Annotated in this window: 11 protein-coding genes; 5 read left to right on the top strand and 6 right to left on the bottom strand. The window is 72.6% G+C overall.

Features of this window, described 5'->3' with window-relative positions:
- Positions 1-550: 550 nt before the first annotated feature.
- A complete protein-coding gene (locus tag ACZ4TG_RS16840) occupies positions 551-1,189 on the bottom strand; it encodes a TetR/AcrR family transcriptional regulator (protein WP_468163236.1) in 639 nt (212 codons plus the stop codon).
- Positions 1,190-1,306: 117 nt separating this feature from the next.
- Between ACZ4TG_RS16840 and ACZ4TG_RS16835 the strand changes: the two genes are divergently transcribed.
- Positions 1,307-2,374 carry an FAD-dependent monooxygenase gene (locus ACZ4TG_RS16835; RefSeq protein WP_468163234.1) on the top strand — a complete coding sequence of 356 codons (1,068 nt, stop codon included), beginning with the start codon at positions 1,307-1,309 and terminating at the stop codon, positions 2,372-2,374.
- Positions 2,375-2,710: 336 nt separating this feature from the next.
- On the opposite strand, the gene ACZ4TG_RS16830 is transcribed toward ACZ4TG_RS16835, so the two are convergent.
- Together ACZ4TG_RS16830 and ACZ4TG_RS16825 are read right to left on the bottom strand one after the other, a co-directional pair.
- The gene (locus ACZ4TG_RS16830) at positions 2,711-4,861 is read right to left on the bottom strand and encodes a putative bifunctional diguanylate cyclase/phosphodiesterase (protein WP_468163470.1); all 2,151 of its coding nucleotides are present in this window, start codon (positions 4,859-4,861) and stop codon (positions 2,711-2,713) included.
- Positions 4,862-4,992: 131 nt separating this feature from the next.
- The gene (locus ACZ4TG_RS16825) at positions 4,993-5,823 is read right to left on the bottom strand and encodes an SAM-dependent methyltransferase (RefSeq protein WP_468163468.1); all 831 of its coding nucleotides are present in this window, start codon (positions 5,821-5,823) and stop codon (positions 4,993-4,995) included.
- A 328-nt stretch (positions 5,824-6,151) separates the two neighbouring features.
- Between ACZ4TG_RS16825 and ACZ4TG_RS16820 the strand changes: the two genes are divergently transcribed.
- The 3 genes from ACZ4TG_RS16820 (at position 6,152) to ACZ4TG_RS16810 (ending at position 8,718) form a co-directional block, all read left to right on the top strand.
- Entirely contained in the window at positions 6,152-6,847 is a 696-nt protein-coding gene (locus ACZ4TG_RS16820; RefSeq protein WP_468163232.1) for a hypothetical protein, read from the top strand.
- A 43-nt stretch (positions 6,848-6,890) separates the two neighbouring features.
- Complete coding sequence (locus ACZ4TG_RS16815) at positions 6,891-7,661, top strand: bestrophin-like domain (protein ID WP_468163230.1); 771 nt, start codon at positions 6,891-6,893, stop codon at positions 7,659-7,661.
- Between the two features lie 253 nt (positions 7,662-7,914).
- On the top strand, positions 7,915-8,718 hold the full coding sequence (locus ACZ4TG_RS16810) for a hypothetical protein (protein WP_468163228.1): 804 nt from the start codon (positions 7,915-7,917) through the stop codon (positions 8,716-8,718).
- A gap of 128 nt (positions 8,719-8,846) precedes the next feature.
- Here the strand turns inward: ACZ4TG_RS16810 and ACZ4TG_RS16805 are convergent, their stop codons facing one another.
- Complete coding sequence (locus ACZ4TG_RS16805; protein ID WP_468163226.1) at positions 8,847-9,359, bottom strand: hypothetical protein; 513 nt, start codon at positions 9,357-9,359, stop codon at positions 8,847-8,849.
- Between the two features lie 352 nt (positions 9,360-9,711).
- Here ACZ4TG_RS16805 and ACZ4TG_RS16800 point away from each other — a divergent pair, with 352 nt between their 5' ends.
- Positions 9,712-10,377, top strand: coding sequence for a class F sortase (locus ACZ4TG_RS16800; protein WP_468163224.1), 666 nt, complete (start codon positions 9,712-9,714; stop codon positions 10,375-10,377).
- 112 nt (positions 10,378-10,489) lie between these two features.
- On the opposite strand, the gene ACZ4TG_RS16795 is transcribed toward ACZ4TG_RS16800, so the two are convergent.
- Positions 10,490-11,386: a polysaccharide deacetylase family protein gene (locus tag ACZ4TG_RS16795; RefSeq protein WP_468163222.1), complete on the bottom strand. Its 897-nt coding sequence runs from the start codon at positions 11,384-11,386 to the stop codon at positions 10,490-10,492.
- 106 nt (positions 11,387-11,492) lie between these two features.
- Complete coding sequence (lysX, locus tag ACZ4TG_RS16790; protein ID WP_468163220.1) at positions 11,493-14,795, bottom strand: bifunctional lysylphosphatidylglycerol synthetase/lysine--tRNA ligase LysX; 3,303 nt, start codon at positions 14,793-14,795, stop codon at positions 11,493-11,495.
- Positions 14,796-14,854 lie beyond the last annotated feature (59 nt).

Here is a 14,854-nt window from a genome sequence, read left to right as displayed (position 1 = left end):
CGGACACGAGGGCCGAAGCACCCCCGGGCAGCCGGGGGCCACGCAACACCACCCCAGCAGGAGCGGCGGGACCCCGCACAGACGAGGGGCCGAGGCGCGCCGCGGACACGAGGGCCGAAGCACCCCCGGGCAGCCGGGGGCCACGCAACACCACCCCAGCAGGAGCGGCGGGACCCCGCACAGACGAGGGGCCGAGGGGGACCACACGGGCAGGCAGGGAGGGGAAGGGGCGCTACGCGGGCGGTCGGGCGCGGCGCAGACGGGGGCGGCGGGGTGCCGCGCGGGCGCGGGCCGAGGCGCGCCGCGCGGGCACTTCAGCAGGGGACACCGGCCGCGGACCCGCCCCTCACGTCAGGGCCGTCGCGCCCGCTCCGGCACACCGACCCGGCCGCCGGAGGCCAAGCACCCGGGACCGCAGCTTCGGCCTCCTCGACGCGGCGGCCTCACGCAACCCCGGCCACGCCACCCTGGCTCGCTCTCCGCGCCAGAACCCCGGAGGACGGCACCCCCACCGGCCGGACGGGGGGGGGAGGGAGCCTCCGGGTCACGGCTAACGTCTCGGCAGGGCCTTGTCGAGGCCCTCGGCCAGCATCGCGAAGGCCTGGTCGGCGTCGGCCACGGCTTCCGGATAGGCCTCATCGGCAGTCTGGCCGGCCGCGAGACGGGTCCAGTTCGCCCGGCCCAGCTCGTGACGGGCCGCCACCAGGTGCGTGGCCGCCAGTCGGGCCGCCAGCGGCGCGACCGACTCCGCCTCCAGGACCTCCGCGAGCAACGCCACCTCCTGGGCGGTGTAGTGGTTCAGCCGGGTCTCCAGACTCGCCGTGGAGTACAGCAGTCCCTCGAACGCCAGGACGTTCGGGTGATCGCAGAGCCCCGTGATCGGGTCCCGCTCGGCGAGGGCCGCCAGGAAATGCGCGTGCACCGCAGCCACCGGGGTCTGCCCCGAGGTCCGCTCCCGCACGACGCGGGCCGCCTCGTCCTGGTGATCGGCGAAGCGGTCCAGCACCAGGTCCTCCTTGCTCGGGAAGTACCGGAACAGGGTGGGTTTGGAGACCTCCGCCGCGGCGGCCACGTCCGCCACCGAAACGGCATCGAAGCCCCGCTCCAGGAAGAGTTCCAGCGCCGTGGCCGCCAGCTGGCGGCGCGTACGGAGCTTCTTGTTCTCGCGCAGACCCGTCGTCTTTTCCATGCTTCACAGCGTAGCACGAGATAGTGACCGAGTCATTTTTCTAACCGGGTTGCTTTTTTCCTCGCAACCCGCTTTTCTTGTACTCATCGACACGAGGAAGCGATGAGAGGACATCCGATGACCGACGTTCTGATTGCGGGTTCCGGCCCCACCGGCCTCACGCTCGCCTGCGACCTGGCCCGCCGCGGCATCTCCGTGCGGGTCATCGATCAACGACCCGCGCCGCACCGGGAGTCCCGCGGCAAGTCCCTGAACGAAACCAGCCTCGAAGTCTTCGAGGGCCTCGGTGTCGCCGGCCGCTTGTCGGCCGTCGGCAAGCCGGACATGGTCTTCCGCAAGTACTTCGACGGCACCCACATCAACGACACCTCCGTCCCGGGCCTGCTGTTCATGGGCCAGTGGCAGATCGAGGAGGTACTGCGCGAGCAGCTCGCCGAGTTCGGTGTGCGCGTCGAGTACGGCGCCCGGCTCGTCGGCATCACCCAGGACGCGACCTCGGTCGAGGCGGAGCTGGCGGACGGCCGCGTGATAAGGGCCGGCTATCTCGCCGGGTGCGACGGTGGGAGCAGCACGACCCGCAAGCTGCTCGGGATCCCCTTCGAGGGGGCCACCGAGCCGGAACCGGCGATGGTGATCGGGGATGTGAGGGCGGCGGGGATCGACCGGGACGTGTGGCACCAGTGGTTCAGCTCGGACGGCGGCGCCATGATGCTCTGCCCGATACCGGGGACGGATACCTTCCAGCTCCAGGCCTCGCCGGAGCTCGATGAGAAGGGCGAGCCCTTGCCGCCTTCCCTGGACGGATTCCAGCGACTGTTCGACCAGCATGCCCGGGTTCCGGGGATACGGCTGACCGAGCCGACCTGGTTGTCGACCTGGCGGGTCAACGTCCGCATGGCCGCTCGGATGCGCGAGGGGCGGGCTTTCCTCGCAGGGGATGCGGCGCATGTCCATCCGATAGCCGGCGGGCTCGGCATGAACACCGGGATCCAGGACGCGGCGGCCCTGGCCCGGACCCTGGCCGCAGCCCTCGCCGGGACCGCCCGGGAAACCGTGCTCGACGCATACGAGACCGAGCGTTTGCCTGCGGCCGCCGAGGTACTGGCCGACACGGCGCAGCGGTACGAGCGGGTGGTGGCGGCCGTCCGCATCCCCGGCAACGGAACGGAGGCAGGCCTGAACTGACCACCCCCGGTCGCCCTGCGAGCCCTCCCCCACCGCCCGGGCCTGCGCGGGCCCCGACAGCAAGCCCGACCCGCAGCCCTGGCCCGCAATCCGGGCCCCGCACGACCACCCCAGCAGGCGGCGCCGCCAGGGGTCACCCCGCCAAGCCCGACCGGGAGCGGCCTCGCCCGTCCGACCGCGCCGGGGCCCGCCCGAGCCCGCTGGACCCGCCGGAACTGGCGGACCGACCCCGCCGACCAGAGCCTGGCCGCACCGCCAGACCCCGCCGGGGGCCGCCCTCTCGGGGGTCCACCCTCACGGGGAGCGGCGGGCGCCCCCGCCAGGTGGCCGCCCCAGTCAGGGGGTGGGGACCGCGTCCGAGAGGGAGAGGGTGTGGATGCGGTCCGGGGAGCCGGGGCGGGCGTAGTACCAGCCCTGGGCGGTGTCGCAGCCGAGGTCGCGCAGCTGGGCCGCCTGGGCGCCCGTTTCCACGCCCTCGACGGTCACGGCGAGTTCGAGACTGTGGGCCAGGGCGACGATGCCCTCCACGATCTTGACGTCGACGGGGTTGGCCGGCTGGTGCTGCATCCCCTGGGTGAAGGAGCGGTCCAGTTTCAGCACGCTCACCGGGAGGCGGCGCAGGTTGGCCAGATTGGAGTAGCCCGTACCGAAGTCGTCGAGCGCGATGTCCACACCGAGGGCGGCGAGCCGGCGCAGCGGTTCCAGGAATTCGTCATCGGCGCCGATCAGGGCCGACTCGGTGACCTCCAGGCACAGCGCGCCCGGGGCCAGACCCGAGGCCTCCAGCACCCGCACGGTGTCGGCGACCAGGCCGGGGTGATGGAGCTGGGTCGGCGAGAGGTTGACGTTGATCCGCAGGGCCGAGCCGCCGTACTGGCGCTGCCAGTTGCAGGCCTGGCGGACGGACTCCTCCAGGACCCAGCGGCCCAGGGGCACGATGAGTCCGGTCCGCTCGGCCAGCGGGATGAACCGGTCCGGGCCGAGTACCCCGTACTGCGGGTGCGACCAGCGCACCAGGGCCTCCGCGCCGTGGACGCTGCCGTCGTGCATGTGCACCAGCGGCTGGTACTCGATGAAGAACTCGCCGCGTTCCAGCGCCGCCGGGAGGGCGTTCGTCAGGCCGTGGCGGGTGATCGCCCGGGCGTCGGCCTCCTCGTCGGCGAACTCGAAGCGGTTGCCGCCGGCCGCCTTGGCCCGGTACATGGTGATGTCGGCGCTGCGCAGCACCTCGGCCGGGGTGCGTTCTCCCGCGGGGCCCTCGACGATGCCGATGCTCCCCCGGACCGTCAGTTCCCGGCCCTCCAGGCGGATCGGGGTGGACAGCGCGGAGAGGATGCGGACCGCGAGTTCCGTCACCTTCTCCTCGGTGTCGGAGCCGGTGGTGAGCGCGACGAACTCGTCGCCACCGAGCCGCGCGACGACCTCGCCGGGGGCGGTCGCGCAGCTCTGCAGCCGGTCGGCGACCTCCACCAGAAGCCGGTCCCCCGCCGAGTGGCCGAGGCTGTCGTTGACCGCCTTGAACCCGTCGAGGTCCAGGTAGCACAGGCCGAAGCGGCTGCCGCCCGCTCCGCTCAGGGCCTTCTCCAGGCGCTCGAAGAACAGCGTCCGGTTGGGCAGGCCGGTCAACGCGTCGTGCGTGGCCTCGTAGCGGAGCCGGAGGTTCAGCAGCCGGCGTTCGGTGGTGTCCTCCATCAGGGCCAGCTGGTACTGCGGTCGGCCCTCGGCGTCGCGCAGGAGCGACACCGTCAGGTTGGTCCAGAGCACGGTGCCGTCGTGCCGGTAGTACGGCTTCTCCACGCGGTAGCTTTCGCGCTCGCCCCGTACGAGTTCGCCGTACATCTTCCAGACGTGCGGGGCGTCGTCCGGGTGCCCCCACTCGCTGACGTTGCGGCCCCGGACGTGCCCGCCCATGCCGCCGAACATCTGCAGCAGCGCGTCGTTGACCTCCAGGACGTTGCCCTGGAGGTCGGCGATGCCGATTCCGATGGCCGCGCCCTCGAAGACCGCCCGGAAGCGTTCCTCGCTGGCGTGCAGCGCCTTCTGCGCGTCGCTACGGGCCGTCAGGGCGGAGCGGGCGATGGCCTCCTGCTCCTTGAGGGTGCGTTCGCGCAGCGCCCGGGCGAACCCGGCCGCGATGCCGTGCTGGAGCCGGGCGCAGCGGGACCGGTACTCCTCGGTGCTTTCGAGCCCGGCGCCGTCCGGTCCGCAGTACAGCACCAGGTACGACTCGACCACCCCGAGGGTGCCGGCCAGGGCTTCCGGGTCGGTGCAGTGCACGGCGACGAGTTCGGCGCCGACCCGCTGGGCGGGGGTGGCGTCGAAGGGGCGTGCGTGCAGGGCCTCGGTGAGCGTGCGGGTGAGCGGGACGAGGTGCCGTTCGAACTCGGGGCGGGTGAGCGAGGTGGCGGTGACCGGGAAGATGGCCCGGCCCCAGATGGTCGCGAAGCGCGAGATCCGGTCCTCGAGGCCGCTCCGCAGCTCACCCACGGGCGCCCGGCCCGCACGCGGGCCGGGCGGGGTGTCCGCGCTCGGCGGTTCCTTCGGGGGCTTCCCGTCCCCGGGAGCCGGCTTGAGGGCCGGGCTCGGGGTGGCGGGGTGCGGGGTCGGAGCCGGGAGTCTCACGCCTTGCGTCCCACGCCGCCGAAGCCGGAGAAGGCGTACGGGTCCTCCGGCGTGTCGCCGTCGGCCGGGGATTCGGCGCGGTCGGGGCGCCAGTCGGGCATCGACACCAGGCCGGGCTCGACCCATTCGAAGCCGTCGAAGAAGCGGCTGATCTCCTCGTGGCTGCGCATCACGAGGGGGTTGCGGATGTCCCGGTAGACGCCGACCGCGCCGACCGCGACCTCCTGCGACAGCGGGATGCCCTCGTACGAGGCGTGCGTGAGGATCAGCAGGCTGCCCGGGGCGAGCGCGTCGCGCAGCTGGGCGACGGCCTCGTGCGGGTCGTCGGAGTCCTCCAGGAAGTGCAGCACGGCGACGAGGAGCAGCGCGACGGGCCGGTCGAGGTCGAGGAGCCGGCCGACCTCGGGGGAGCCCAGGATGTCCTGCGGCTTGCGCAGGTCGGCGGCGATCACGCCGCTGCGGTCGTCGTCGGCCAGGACGGCGCGGCTGTGCGCGACGGCCACCGGGTCGTGGTCGACGTAGACCACGCGCGCGTCAGGGCTCGCGGCCTGGGCGACCTCGTGGACGTTGCCGAAGGTGGGAATGCCGGAGCCGATGTCGAGGAACTGGGTGACGCCCTCGGCGACGGCGTGCCGGACGGCGCGGCGCATGAATGCCCGGTTGGCCTGCATGATCTTGGGGAGGCCCGGGAGGAATTCCATGGCGCGGCGGGCGGCCTGGCGGTCGACCTCGAAATTGTGGGAGCCGCCCAGGTAGTAATCGTAGATGCGGGACACGCTGGGCACCGATATGTCGATGCCTGGCGGGGCCCAGGCGGGGCGCTCCATCGGGGTCTCCAAGCGGTAGTCGTGCCGTGATCCGGTGTGGGTCCGCCCGGGGGTCGGACTCCTGTCCGAGCCGAATGTACTGATCATTGCCCAAGGGAGCGAGCAAAAGCGGAAATTGGCGATCCGTTCTTGGTCACACACCAAAGCCGCGCGCGGGGCCCTCCGCAGGCGTTGAGCGAAACCGACAAATACCTTTTGGGAATTGACCGGCGGGTAACCGGACACGGTCGAAGTCTGGCTCAAACCTCTACGGTCCGAACTCCGCCCGTTCAGGCGAACCCGGGCCGAGGCTCGCGTGCGCGAGCGCGCGCGGGCCCATGCTCCCCGGGTGAACAGAGCCTGTGCCCGGCGCCTGCTGGCGGTCCCGGTCCTGCTGTGGGCGGCCTTGTCCGCCACGCCGGCCGTGGCCGATAGCTGCGCCTACGCGACGATCGACACCGGTGACGGCGTGACCACCGTCGGGGTGTTCGCAGCCGCCGGCAGCGGCGGAGGCGGAACCGGCCGGGGTGGCGGACATCACGGGAACGGCGACGGATCCGGCCACGGAAACGAGCACGGCGGGAACCACGGGGGCGGCCATCACGGCGGTCACCACTGCCCGCCGCCTCCCCCGCCGTGCCCGCCGAAGCCGACACCCACGCCGACGCCACCGCCGTCCCCGACCCCCACTCCACCACCGCCCAAGCCGACCCCGACCCCGACCCCGAAGCCGACCCCGAAGCCCACGCCGCCACCGCCTCCCGCGCCGCCCAAGCCGGCCCCGAAGCCGGTGCCCAAGGCCCCCGAACCCGCGCCGCCGCCCCCCGTGGTGCGCAAGGCGCCCGCCCCGCCACCGCCGGAACCGGCACCGGAACCCGCCCCCACCCCCGTGGTGACCCCGCCGCCCACGCACAAGCCGGTGGCCCGGCCCTCGTACCACTCACCCGCCCGCAAGCCGGTGGAGCACCACATCTCACCGGTCACGTTCACCCTCATGACCGCGGCCCCCGCCGTGCTCGCGATCGTCGCGCTGCGCCCGCGCTGAGCCGCACACCGCCCTTTTCCGTACCCCTTTTCTTGGAGTCATCTTGTCGGAATGGCTCGTCCTGTCCCTCGCGATGGCCGCGGCCTGTGCCGTGGTGCTGTCCATCGCCTTCTTCAACCACCGGCGGATCAGTGAGGACGACGATCCGAACGAGACCCCGGACGTCATCGAGTACATGACGATGATGATCGGGGTGATCTACGCGATCGTGCTGGGCCTGGCGATCGCCGGCGTCTGGGAGGGCCGCGGGGCCGCCCAGGAGTACGTACGGCAGGAATCGCAGGCCCTGCACGAGATCAGCGTCCGCTCCGAGGTCTATCCGGCCGAGGTGCGCAAGAAGATCCGGTCGGACGTGGACGCGTACGTGACCTACGTGGTGGACACGGAGTGGAAGGAGATGGCCGAGAGCGGCAATCTCAATGACCACAGCGGGGAGTTGCTGGAACGTATCCGCCGGAACGTCACCGACTACGAGCCGCAGACCGACCACGAGGGGCAGGCCTACCAGCCGCTGGTCGACCAGGTCGCGGCGGTGGACGACGCCCGCAACGCCCGTGGCCAGAGCGCGGGGGCCACGATGCCGGGGGTGGTGTGGTTCGGGCTGATCGCCGGAGCCCTGGTGACCGTGGGCCTGATCTTCACCCTGCAGATCCGGCGCTCGTTCCGCGAGCTCCTGCTGGCGGGCCTGTTCAGTGCGCTGATCGCGTTCCTGCTGTTCCTGATCTGGGACTTCGACGCACCCTTCGGACGGGGCATCGCGGCCACCGCCGAGCCCTTCCTCGCGCAGTTCCCGCATCTGGGGCTGGACGGCTGAGCCGCCACCGCGCCTGAGGGCCGGGCCGGGCCTGGGCCGCGCCGGCGAACGGTCGGACGGACGGTCAGACGGGCGGCCCGGCAAACCGGGGGCGGGTTCCACGTCCCCGGTTCGGCGTACCGGCATGCCCCATTCGCCCGTTCCTGATCGCGGGTCACCGCGCCCGCACCTAGCGTGGCGGGCATCGAGGCGCACAACCCCCCACGTGCGGAAACCGTTCCGCGGCGGCGCCTCGGGGATCCGGAGACCAACCATGGGTGCGATACGCAGCTCCGTCATAGCCCTGCTGAGCGCCGGTGCCACGGGCGCCGCTCTCGCGCTCGGCGCCCTGGGCGCCCCCGCCGCGCCCGCGGCCGAGGCCCTCCCCGTCACCTCCTTCGGCTTCACCGTCACCCCCTCGACCGTCGCGCCCGGCGGCCAGGTGGTGCTTTCCGTCAGCGACTGCGGTTCGGCCTACGCCACCGCCTCCTCCGGGGTCTTCGACACCGTGAGCATCGCGCGCGGCCAGACCGTACGGGTCACCGTGGACCGGGACGCCCGGCGCGGGGCCCTGTACTCCGTCTCCTTCACCTGCAACGGGGAGACCGGCTCCGCCGACCTGACCATCGCCGGCGGTACGACCCGCCCCACCACCAGCTCCACCATCGGTGCCAGGCGCACCCCCACGCCGACAACCACGCCCGCGCGCACGTCCACGCCCCCGCGTACGCCCGCGGGGGCCATCCCGCCTCCGCCTCCGCGTACGACGGCGGCAGCACTCCCGCCCGTGCCCACGCGTACGACGGCGGTGGCTCTCCCGCCCGTGCCCACGCGTACGGCATCGACCTTCCCGCGCACGCCCGCCCGCACTCCCGCGCTCACGCCCGCGCGCACGCCCGCCCGGGCCACCTCGCGCCCCGCGTCGAGCGGTCCCAGTCTCGGCGTCCGCGGCGGTCTCGGCGGCAGCGTGGCCGGCACCGATCCCCTGATGCTGAGCCTGGGCGCCGCGCTCGTGCTCGTCGGCGCGGGCGGTACGGCATACGTCCTGCGGCGCCGGACCTCGGCCCGCGGCCACTGATGCGGTCCGGCCCGTCGCACCTCCCCCGCTCCCCACACGTCGATCCGTCCCGCAACCGCCGGTCGCCCCGAGTCCGGGGCAGGACTCGGGGCGACCGGCGGTTCCGGGACGGCGGGGACGTCAGCCGGTCAGGCCCGGCTGCCGACGGGGCGACGGCGACGGATCACGTGGACGCCGGCGCCGAGGGCCGCGGCGCTGATGAGGCCCGCGCCGATGGCGGTCTCGGTGGCGGACGGGCCGAAGGACCCACCGAGGCCGCCTTCCGCCCCTCGCCCGTCGAGGATCGTGAAGCGGTGGGTGGCGACGAGGCTGTTGTCGTGGCACTTGACCGACAGGGTGTGGTGACCGGGCGAGGCGTGGTTGAAGATCCGGACGGTCGCGAACCCGATGGAACCGGCCGACAGGTTCGTCTGCGGAAAGTTGCCGTGCGACCAGACCGTGCCGCCGTGGTTGCAGCCGGCCGCGCTGACCTGCATCGTCGAGCCCTGGTGGACGGAGTACGGATTGACGGTGACGTTGCTCGGACCGTTGCCGCCACCCGAGGGTGGCCCGCCCGCTGAGTTCGCCGAGGCGAACGGCATGCCGAGGCCGACGGCGGCGAACGCGGCCACGGTGACGGCGAGAGCGCGAGAAGCACGCATGGTGGAACCTCCAGCGGGAAGCGCCCCGGAGCGGTCGCCCGGGAAGATCGACGAGAACGCCTCCCATCACGAACCCTCAGGGCGGCTCGCAAGCAGCGCATTTCCGACTTTGGGCCGCCCGGTTGACCGACACGCCGAAGCGCGGTCATCTCATCTGATGGATCCGCAGGTCACGACCCGTCAGGCATTTATGTGACGATTACCTGGATGGCCGCACCCCTTCCGGCCGCACCACCCGTTCGCCCTTCCCCGATCGCCGTCCCGGCCATGCACCCTTAGCGTGCGTGAAGAAGGGCGTACCGGGGAGGGACTGGAACGCGGGTCGGGACCCCCGCGTCGGGAAGGGAGAGCCATGACCGAGGACGAGTGTGAGCAGCGACCGAGGAGACGCTCCCCCTGGGGGGCGCTCGCGGTGGTCCTGCTCACCGGCCTCGCCATGATGCGCAATGGTGTGAACCTGGAAGACGGGCCGCCGCAGCCCGCAGCAGCCGCAGCGGTCGGGGCGCATACCGACCTGCTGCCCGCCGATCCGCCCGCGCCGCCCGCGGACATGGAGGTGCTGGAGCACTCGTCGGTCCAGCGCGTCCGCATCCCCTCGATCTCCGTGGACGCGCCGGTGATGACGGTCGGGCTGGACGCGACGGGCTGGATCGACGCGCCGCCACCGCAGGACCCGAACCTGGCCGGCTGGTACCTCAACGGCATCTCGCCCGGCCAGCGCGGCTCCGCGGTGATCGTCGGCCACGTGGACAACGCGCAGGGCCCGGCGGTCTTCTACGGCCTGGGCTCGGTCCGCAAGGGCAGCCGCATCGAGGTGGAGCGCTACGACGGACGGACCGCGGTGTTCGAGGTGTACGGCGTGGAGGTCTTCGCCAAGAACGCCTTCCCCGGAGCCCGGGTGTACGGCGACACCGGTCACCCGGAACTCCGGGTGATCACCTGCGGCGGCGGCTACTCCAAGGCCCGGGGCTACGACGGCAACGTGGTCGTCTTCGCCCGGATGGTGGAGGCCCGCTGACAGAGACACCCCGGGGGGCCGCCCACCCGGCCACCCCCGGCATGGAGGAAGTCCGGCGCCGGGGTGAGCGGCCGGACTTCCTGGCCCGGGCCGGCCGGCCGGGGAGGGCTCCTCAGCGCGCCGGCAGGGCGGGGAGCGCGGGGAGCGTCATGCGGTAGCCCCGCGCGAGCAGTTGGGGCAGGTACGTGCTCAGCGCCCGCACGCTCTGCGAGCGGTCCCCGCCCGCGTCGTGGGACAGCACGATCACCCCGGGTCCGGCCCCCTTGAGGATCCGGGAGACGATGGTTCCGGTTCCCGGCTCCGTCCAGTCCAGGCTGTCCACGGTCCAGGCGAGCGGCTCCATGCCCAGCTCGGCCCCGATCTCGAAGGCGGCCCGGTTCCACGCCCCGTACGGCGCCCGGAACCACTTCGGCGCCTCCCCCACCGTCTGCTCCACGACCTCGCTCGTGCGCCCGATCTCGGAGGCCAGCGCGGGCCGGGTGAGCGTGGGGATCAGCGGGTGCGTCCAGGTGTGGTTGCCGATGACGTGCCCCTCCGCGGTCATCCGGCGCAGCAGGTCGCGGTTCTCGGTGGCCATCTCCCCGCAGACGAAGAACATCGCGCGGATCCCGTACCGGGCGAGGGTGTCCAGGATCCCGGGGGTGTAGCGGGGGTCGGGGCCGTCGTCGAAGGTGAGCACCATGGCGCTGGCCGTACTCGCGTCGGCCGGGAGTTCCTCGATGGGCCGGGTCCGGACGGCGGGCTTCGCGGCGGCCGGGCGGACGGGGGACTCGGAGGTCATGGGGGCCAGCCGGTAGGAGGTGGGGGGCAGGCCCTGGGGGGCCTGCCCGGGCGGGCCCCCGGCCCCCGCGGGGCCCGGTCCGGCGGCCGGTGCCGGGCCGGTGGCGGTTCCGGGGGCCGGCCGGCCGGCTTCGCCCCCGTCCAGCAGTCCGGCCGCGGCGGCCACTCCCAGGAAGACGGCGGTACGCAGGAGCACGCGTCGCCCTACTGTCGGCTCGTCATTTTTCATTCTTACTACGTATCAACGACATCGCCGAAGATGTCGAGAGGCGCGGGGGCACCCGCTCCCCCTCACCCGCACGGACCACCCGCCGGCCGGCCCCGCCACCCGCTGATCAGCCGCGGCGCACCAGGGGGAACGGAAGCGTCTCGCGGATCGTCAGACCCGTGAGGAACATGACGAGCCGGTCGACGCCGATGCCCAGGCCGCCGGTCGGCGGCATCGCGTACTCCAGCGCGTCCAGGAAGTCGTTGTCGAGTTCCATCGCCTCCGGGTCGCCGCCCGCCGCCAGCAGCGACTGGGCGGTGAGCCGGCGCCGCTGCTCGACGGGGTCGGTCAGCTCCGAGTAGGCGGTGCCCAGTTCGGTGCCGAAGGCCACCAGGTCCCAGCGCTCGGCGAGCCGCGGGTCCTTGCGGTGCTGGCGGGTCAGCGGGGAGACGTCCGTCGGGAAGTCCTTGTAGAAGGTGGGCAGCTTGGTCCGCTCCTCCACCAGCCGCTCGTACATCTCCAGCACCACGTCCCCGCGCGTGTCGTCGGGGGCGTGCGGCACCGACGCCCGGTCGCACAGCGCGCGCAGCACGTGTTCCTCGGTGTCGGCGTCGACCTCCTCGCCCAGTGCCTCGCTGATCGCCCCGTACATCGTCTTGACCGGCCAGGTCCCGGAGATGTCGTGGACGACGAGCTTGCCGTGGGGGTCCGCCTTGTGCGCGATGGGCGAGCCGTAGGCGGCGGTGGCGGCGCCCTGGATGAGTTCCCGGGTGAGGTCGAGCATCACGTCGTAGTCGGCGAAGGCCTGGTACGCCTCCAGCATCGTGAACTCGGGGTTGTGCTTGTAGGAGACGCCCTCGTTGCGGAAGGTCCGGCCCATCTCGAAGACCTTCTCCATGCCGCCGACGCAGAGCCGCTTGAGGTACAGCTCGGGTGCGATGCGCAGGTAGAGGTCCAGGTCGTAGGCGTTGATGTGGGTGCGGAACGGCCGGGCGTTGGCGCCTCCGTGGATCTGCTGGAGCATCGGGGTCTCGACCTCCAGGTAGCCGCGGTCCAGCAGTCCCTGGCGCAGGGCCTGCACCGCGCTGGAGCGGGCCCGTACGACGTCCCGGGCCTCGGGGCTCGCGACCAGGTCGAGGTAGCGGCGCCGGACCCGGGCCTCGGGGTCGGCGAGACCCTTGCGCTTGTCGGGGAGGGGGCGCAGGCACTTGCCGGTGAGCTGCCAGGATCCGACGACCACCGACAGTGCTCCGGACCTGCTGGAGCCGACCTCGCCGGTGGCCACGACGTGGTCGCCGAAGTCGACCTGGGAGGTGAAGGCCTCCAGTACGTCGGCCCCCGCCTCGTCCCGCGTGAACATCAGCTGGGTGTCGCCGGTCCAGTCGCGGAGCACGGCGAAGACCACGCCGCCGAGGTCCCGTACGACCATGACCCGGCCGGCGAGGGTGACCTGTTCGCCGGTCCGGGCGCCGGGCGGGTAGCCGGGGTGGGCGGCCTTGAGCTGGGCGACGGTGTGGGTGCGCTGCCGGATGCCGACCGGGTAGGGGTCGGTACCGCCGGCCCGGATGCGCTCCAGCTTGGTGTGGCGGACGCGGACCTGTTCGGGCAGCCGCTCGGCGCGCGCCTTCTCCCCCTCCTCCCCTACGAGTGCCAGCCCGAGGGAGTCGATCGAGGGCAGGCCCTCGGTGGTGGCCGGGTTGGTGAGTCCCCTGGGGTGGCCGTTGCCCCACAGGGTGCGCATGCGCGGCACGGAGACGAAGCCCTCCGCGATGCCGGAGGCGAGGCTGACCCGGGCGAGCGAGCCGGCGTCCTGGTAGCAGAGGAACCGCGGGTACCACTCGGGTCCGTACTTGACGTTCGAGCGGTACAGCGCCTCCAGCTGCCACCAGCGGGAGAAGAACAGCAGCAGCTTGCGCCACACCTTGAGCACCGGGCCCGCGCCGATCCGGCCGCCCTCCTCGAACGCGGAGCGGAAGACGGCGAAGTTGAGCGAGATCCGGCGTACGCCCAGCCCCGGGGCCGCGGCGCACAGCTGGGAGACCATGAACTCCATGACCCCGTTGGGGGCGGTGCGGTCGCGGCGCATCAGGTCGAGGGAGATGCCGTCCTTGCCCCAGGGGACGAAGGACAGCAGCGCGATCAGCTCGCCCTGGGCGTCGGACGCCTCCACCAGCAGGCAGTCCCCGTCGGCGGCGTCGCCGAGCCGGTCGAGGGCCATGGAGAAGCCGCGTTCGGTCTCGGTGTCGCGCCACTTGTCGGCCCGGTCCACGATCATCTGCATCTCGTCCTCGGAGAGGGCCGAGTGGCGGCGGATGAGGGTGGTGGCGCCGGTGCGCTTGACGCGGTTGACGGCCTGGCGGGTGACGCGCATGTCGCGGCCGTCGAGATCGAAGTGGGCGACGTGCAGGATCGCCTCGTCGCCCAGTTGGAGGGCGCTGAGCCCGGAGCGGGCGTACGCGGTCGCTCCCTCCTCGGAGGCGCCCATGACGGCGGGCTGCCAGCCGTGGCGGCGGGCCACGGCCAGCCAGGCGTCGATGGCGGGGGTCCAGGCGGCGGGGTCGCCGACGGGGTCGCCGCTGCCGAGGCAGACCCCGGCCTCGACGCGGTAGGTGACGGCCGCCTTCCCGTTCGGGGCGAAGACGACGGCCTTGTCCCGCCGGGTGGCGAAGTAGCCGAGGGAGTCGTTGCGCCCGTAGGCGCCGAGCAGCGCTCGGATGCGGGGCTCCTCGTCCCCGTGCAGGGCGGCGGTCAGCCGCTGGGACCGGAACAGGGTGGCGGCGGCGTTCAGCAGGGCGAGGGCGCCGAACAGGCCGAGCAGGAAGTACAGCGGGCGGGGCGGGTGCCCGTCGAACTGGCGGGCCGAGAAGAGCCCGCCGAAGACCTGCTTGGCGGCCCAGTCCAGCCACTGGCCCTTGGGCAGCGTGCCGGGGAAGAGCGCCACGAGGCCCCAGCCGAGGAAGACCGCGGCGAGCAGTCCGAGGCCGAGTACGAGCATGGCCCGCCAGAGGGCGCCCGGGCGGGAGGCCGCGTAGAACTCGTTGCGGGCGGCGATGAGGATCACGAGGGCCGCCAGCGCGATGACCAGGGATACGCCGCCGACCCAGTACTGCTCGTCGGCGATGATCAGGACGTCGACCAGGATCAGCAGGGCCAGATAGGTGACGACGATCCACCAGGCGACCTTCTTGCGGGTGCCGAGCGCCGCGGCGAGCAGGAAGAGGAAGACGGCGTAGGCGAGGTTCTCGCTGACCGGTACCACGAAGAGGTCGAGGAAGCGCACGACGTGCCGCAGCAGCCGCCGCAGCGTCGGGGAGAGCGCCAGCAGGGCACAGAACAGCCCGAGGGCTCCGAAGAACGCTCCGAAGGCGTCGGGAACCCGGTTGAGGAAACGGTTCCGGGTTCCTCGGGTCTCCTCCACGGTGGCACTCATGGTTCGCACTGTAGGGAGGGCCGTGCCGGTCCGCGCGCCGAGCCGGATAGCCTCGGGAG

The organism is Streptomyces sp. NPDC028314 (assembly GCF_055565795.1).
Note: the sequence above shows the minus strand (reverse complement) of the source record. Positions and strands in the feature narration are given on the sequence as shown.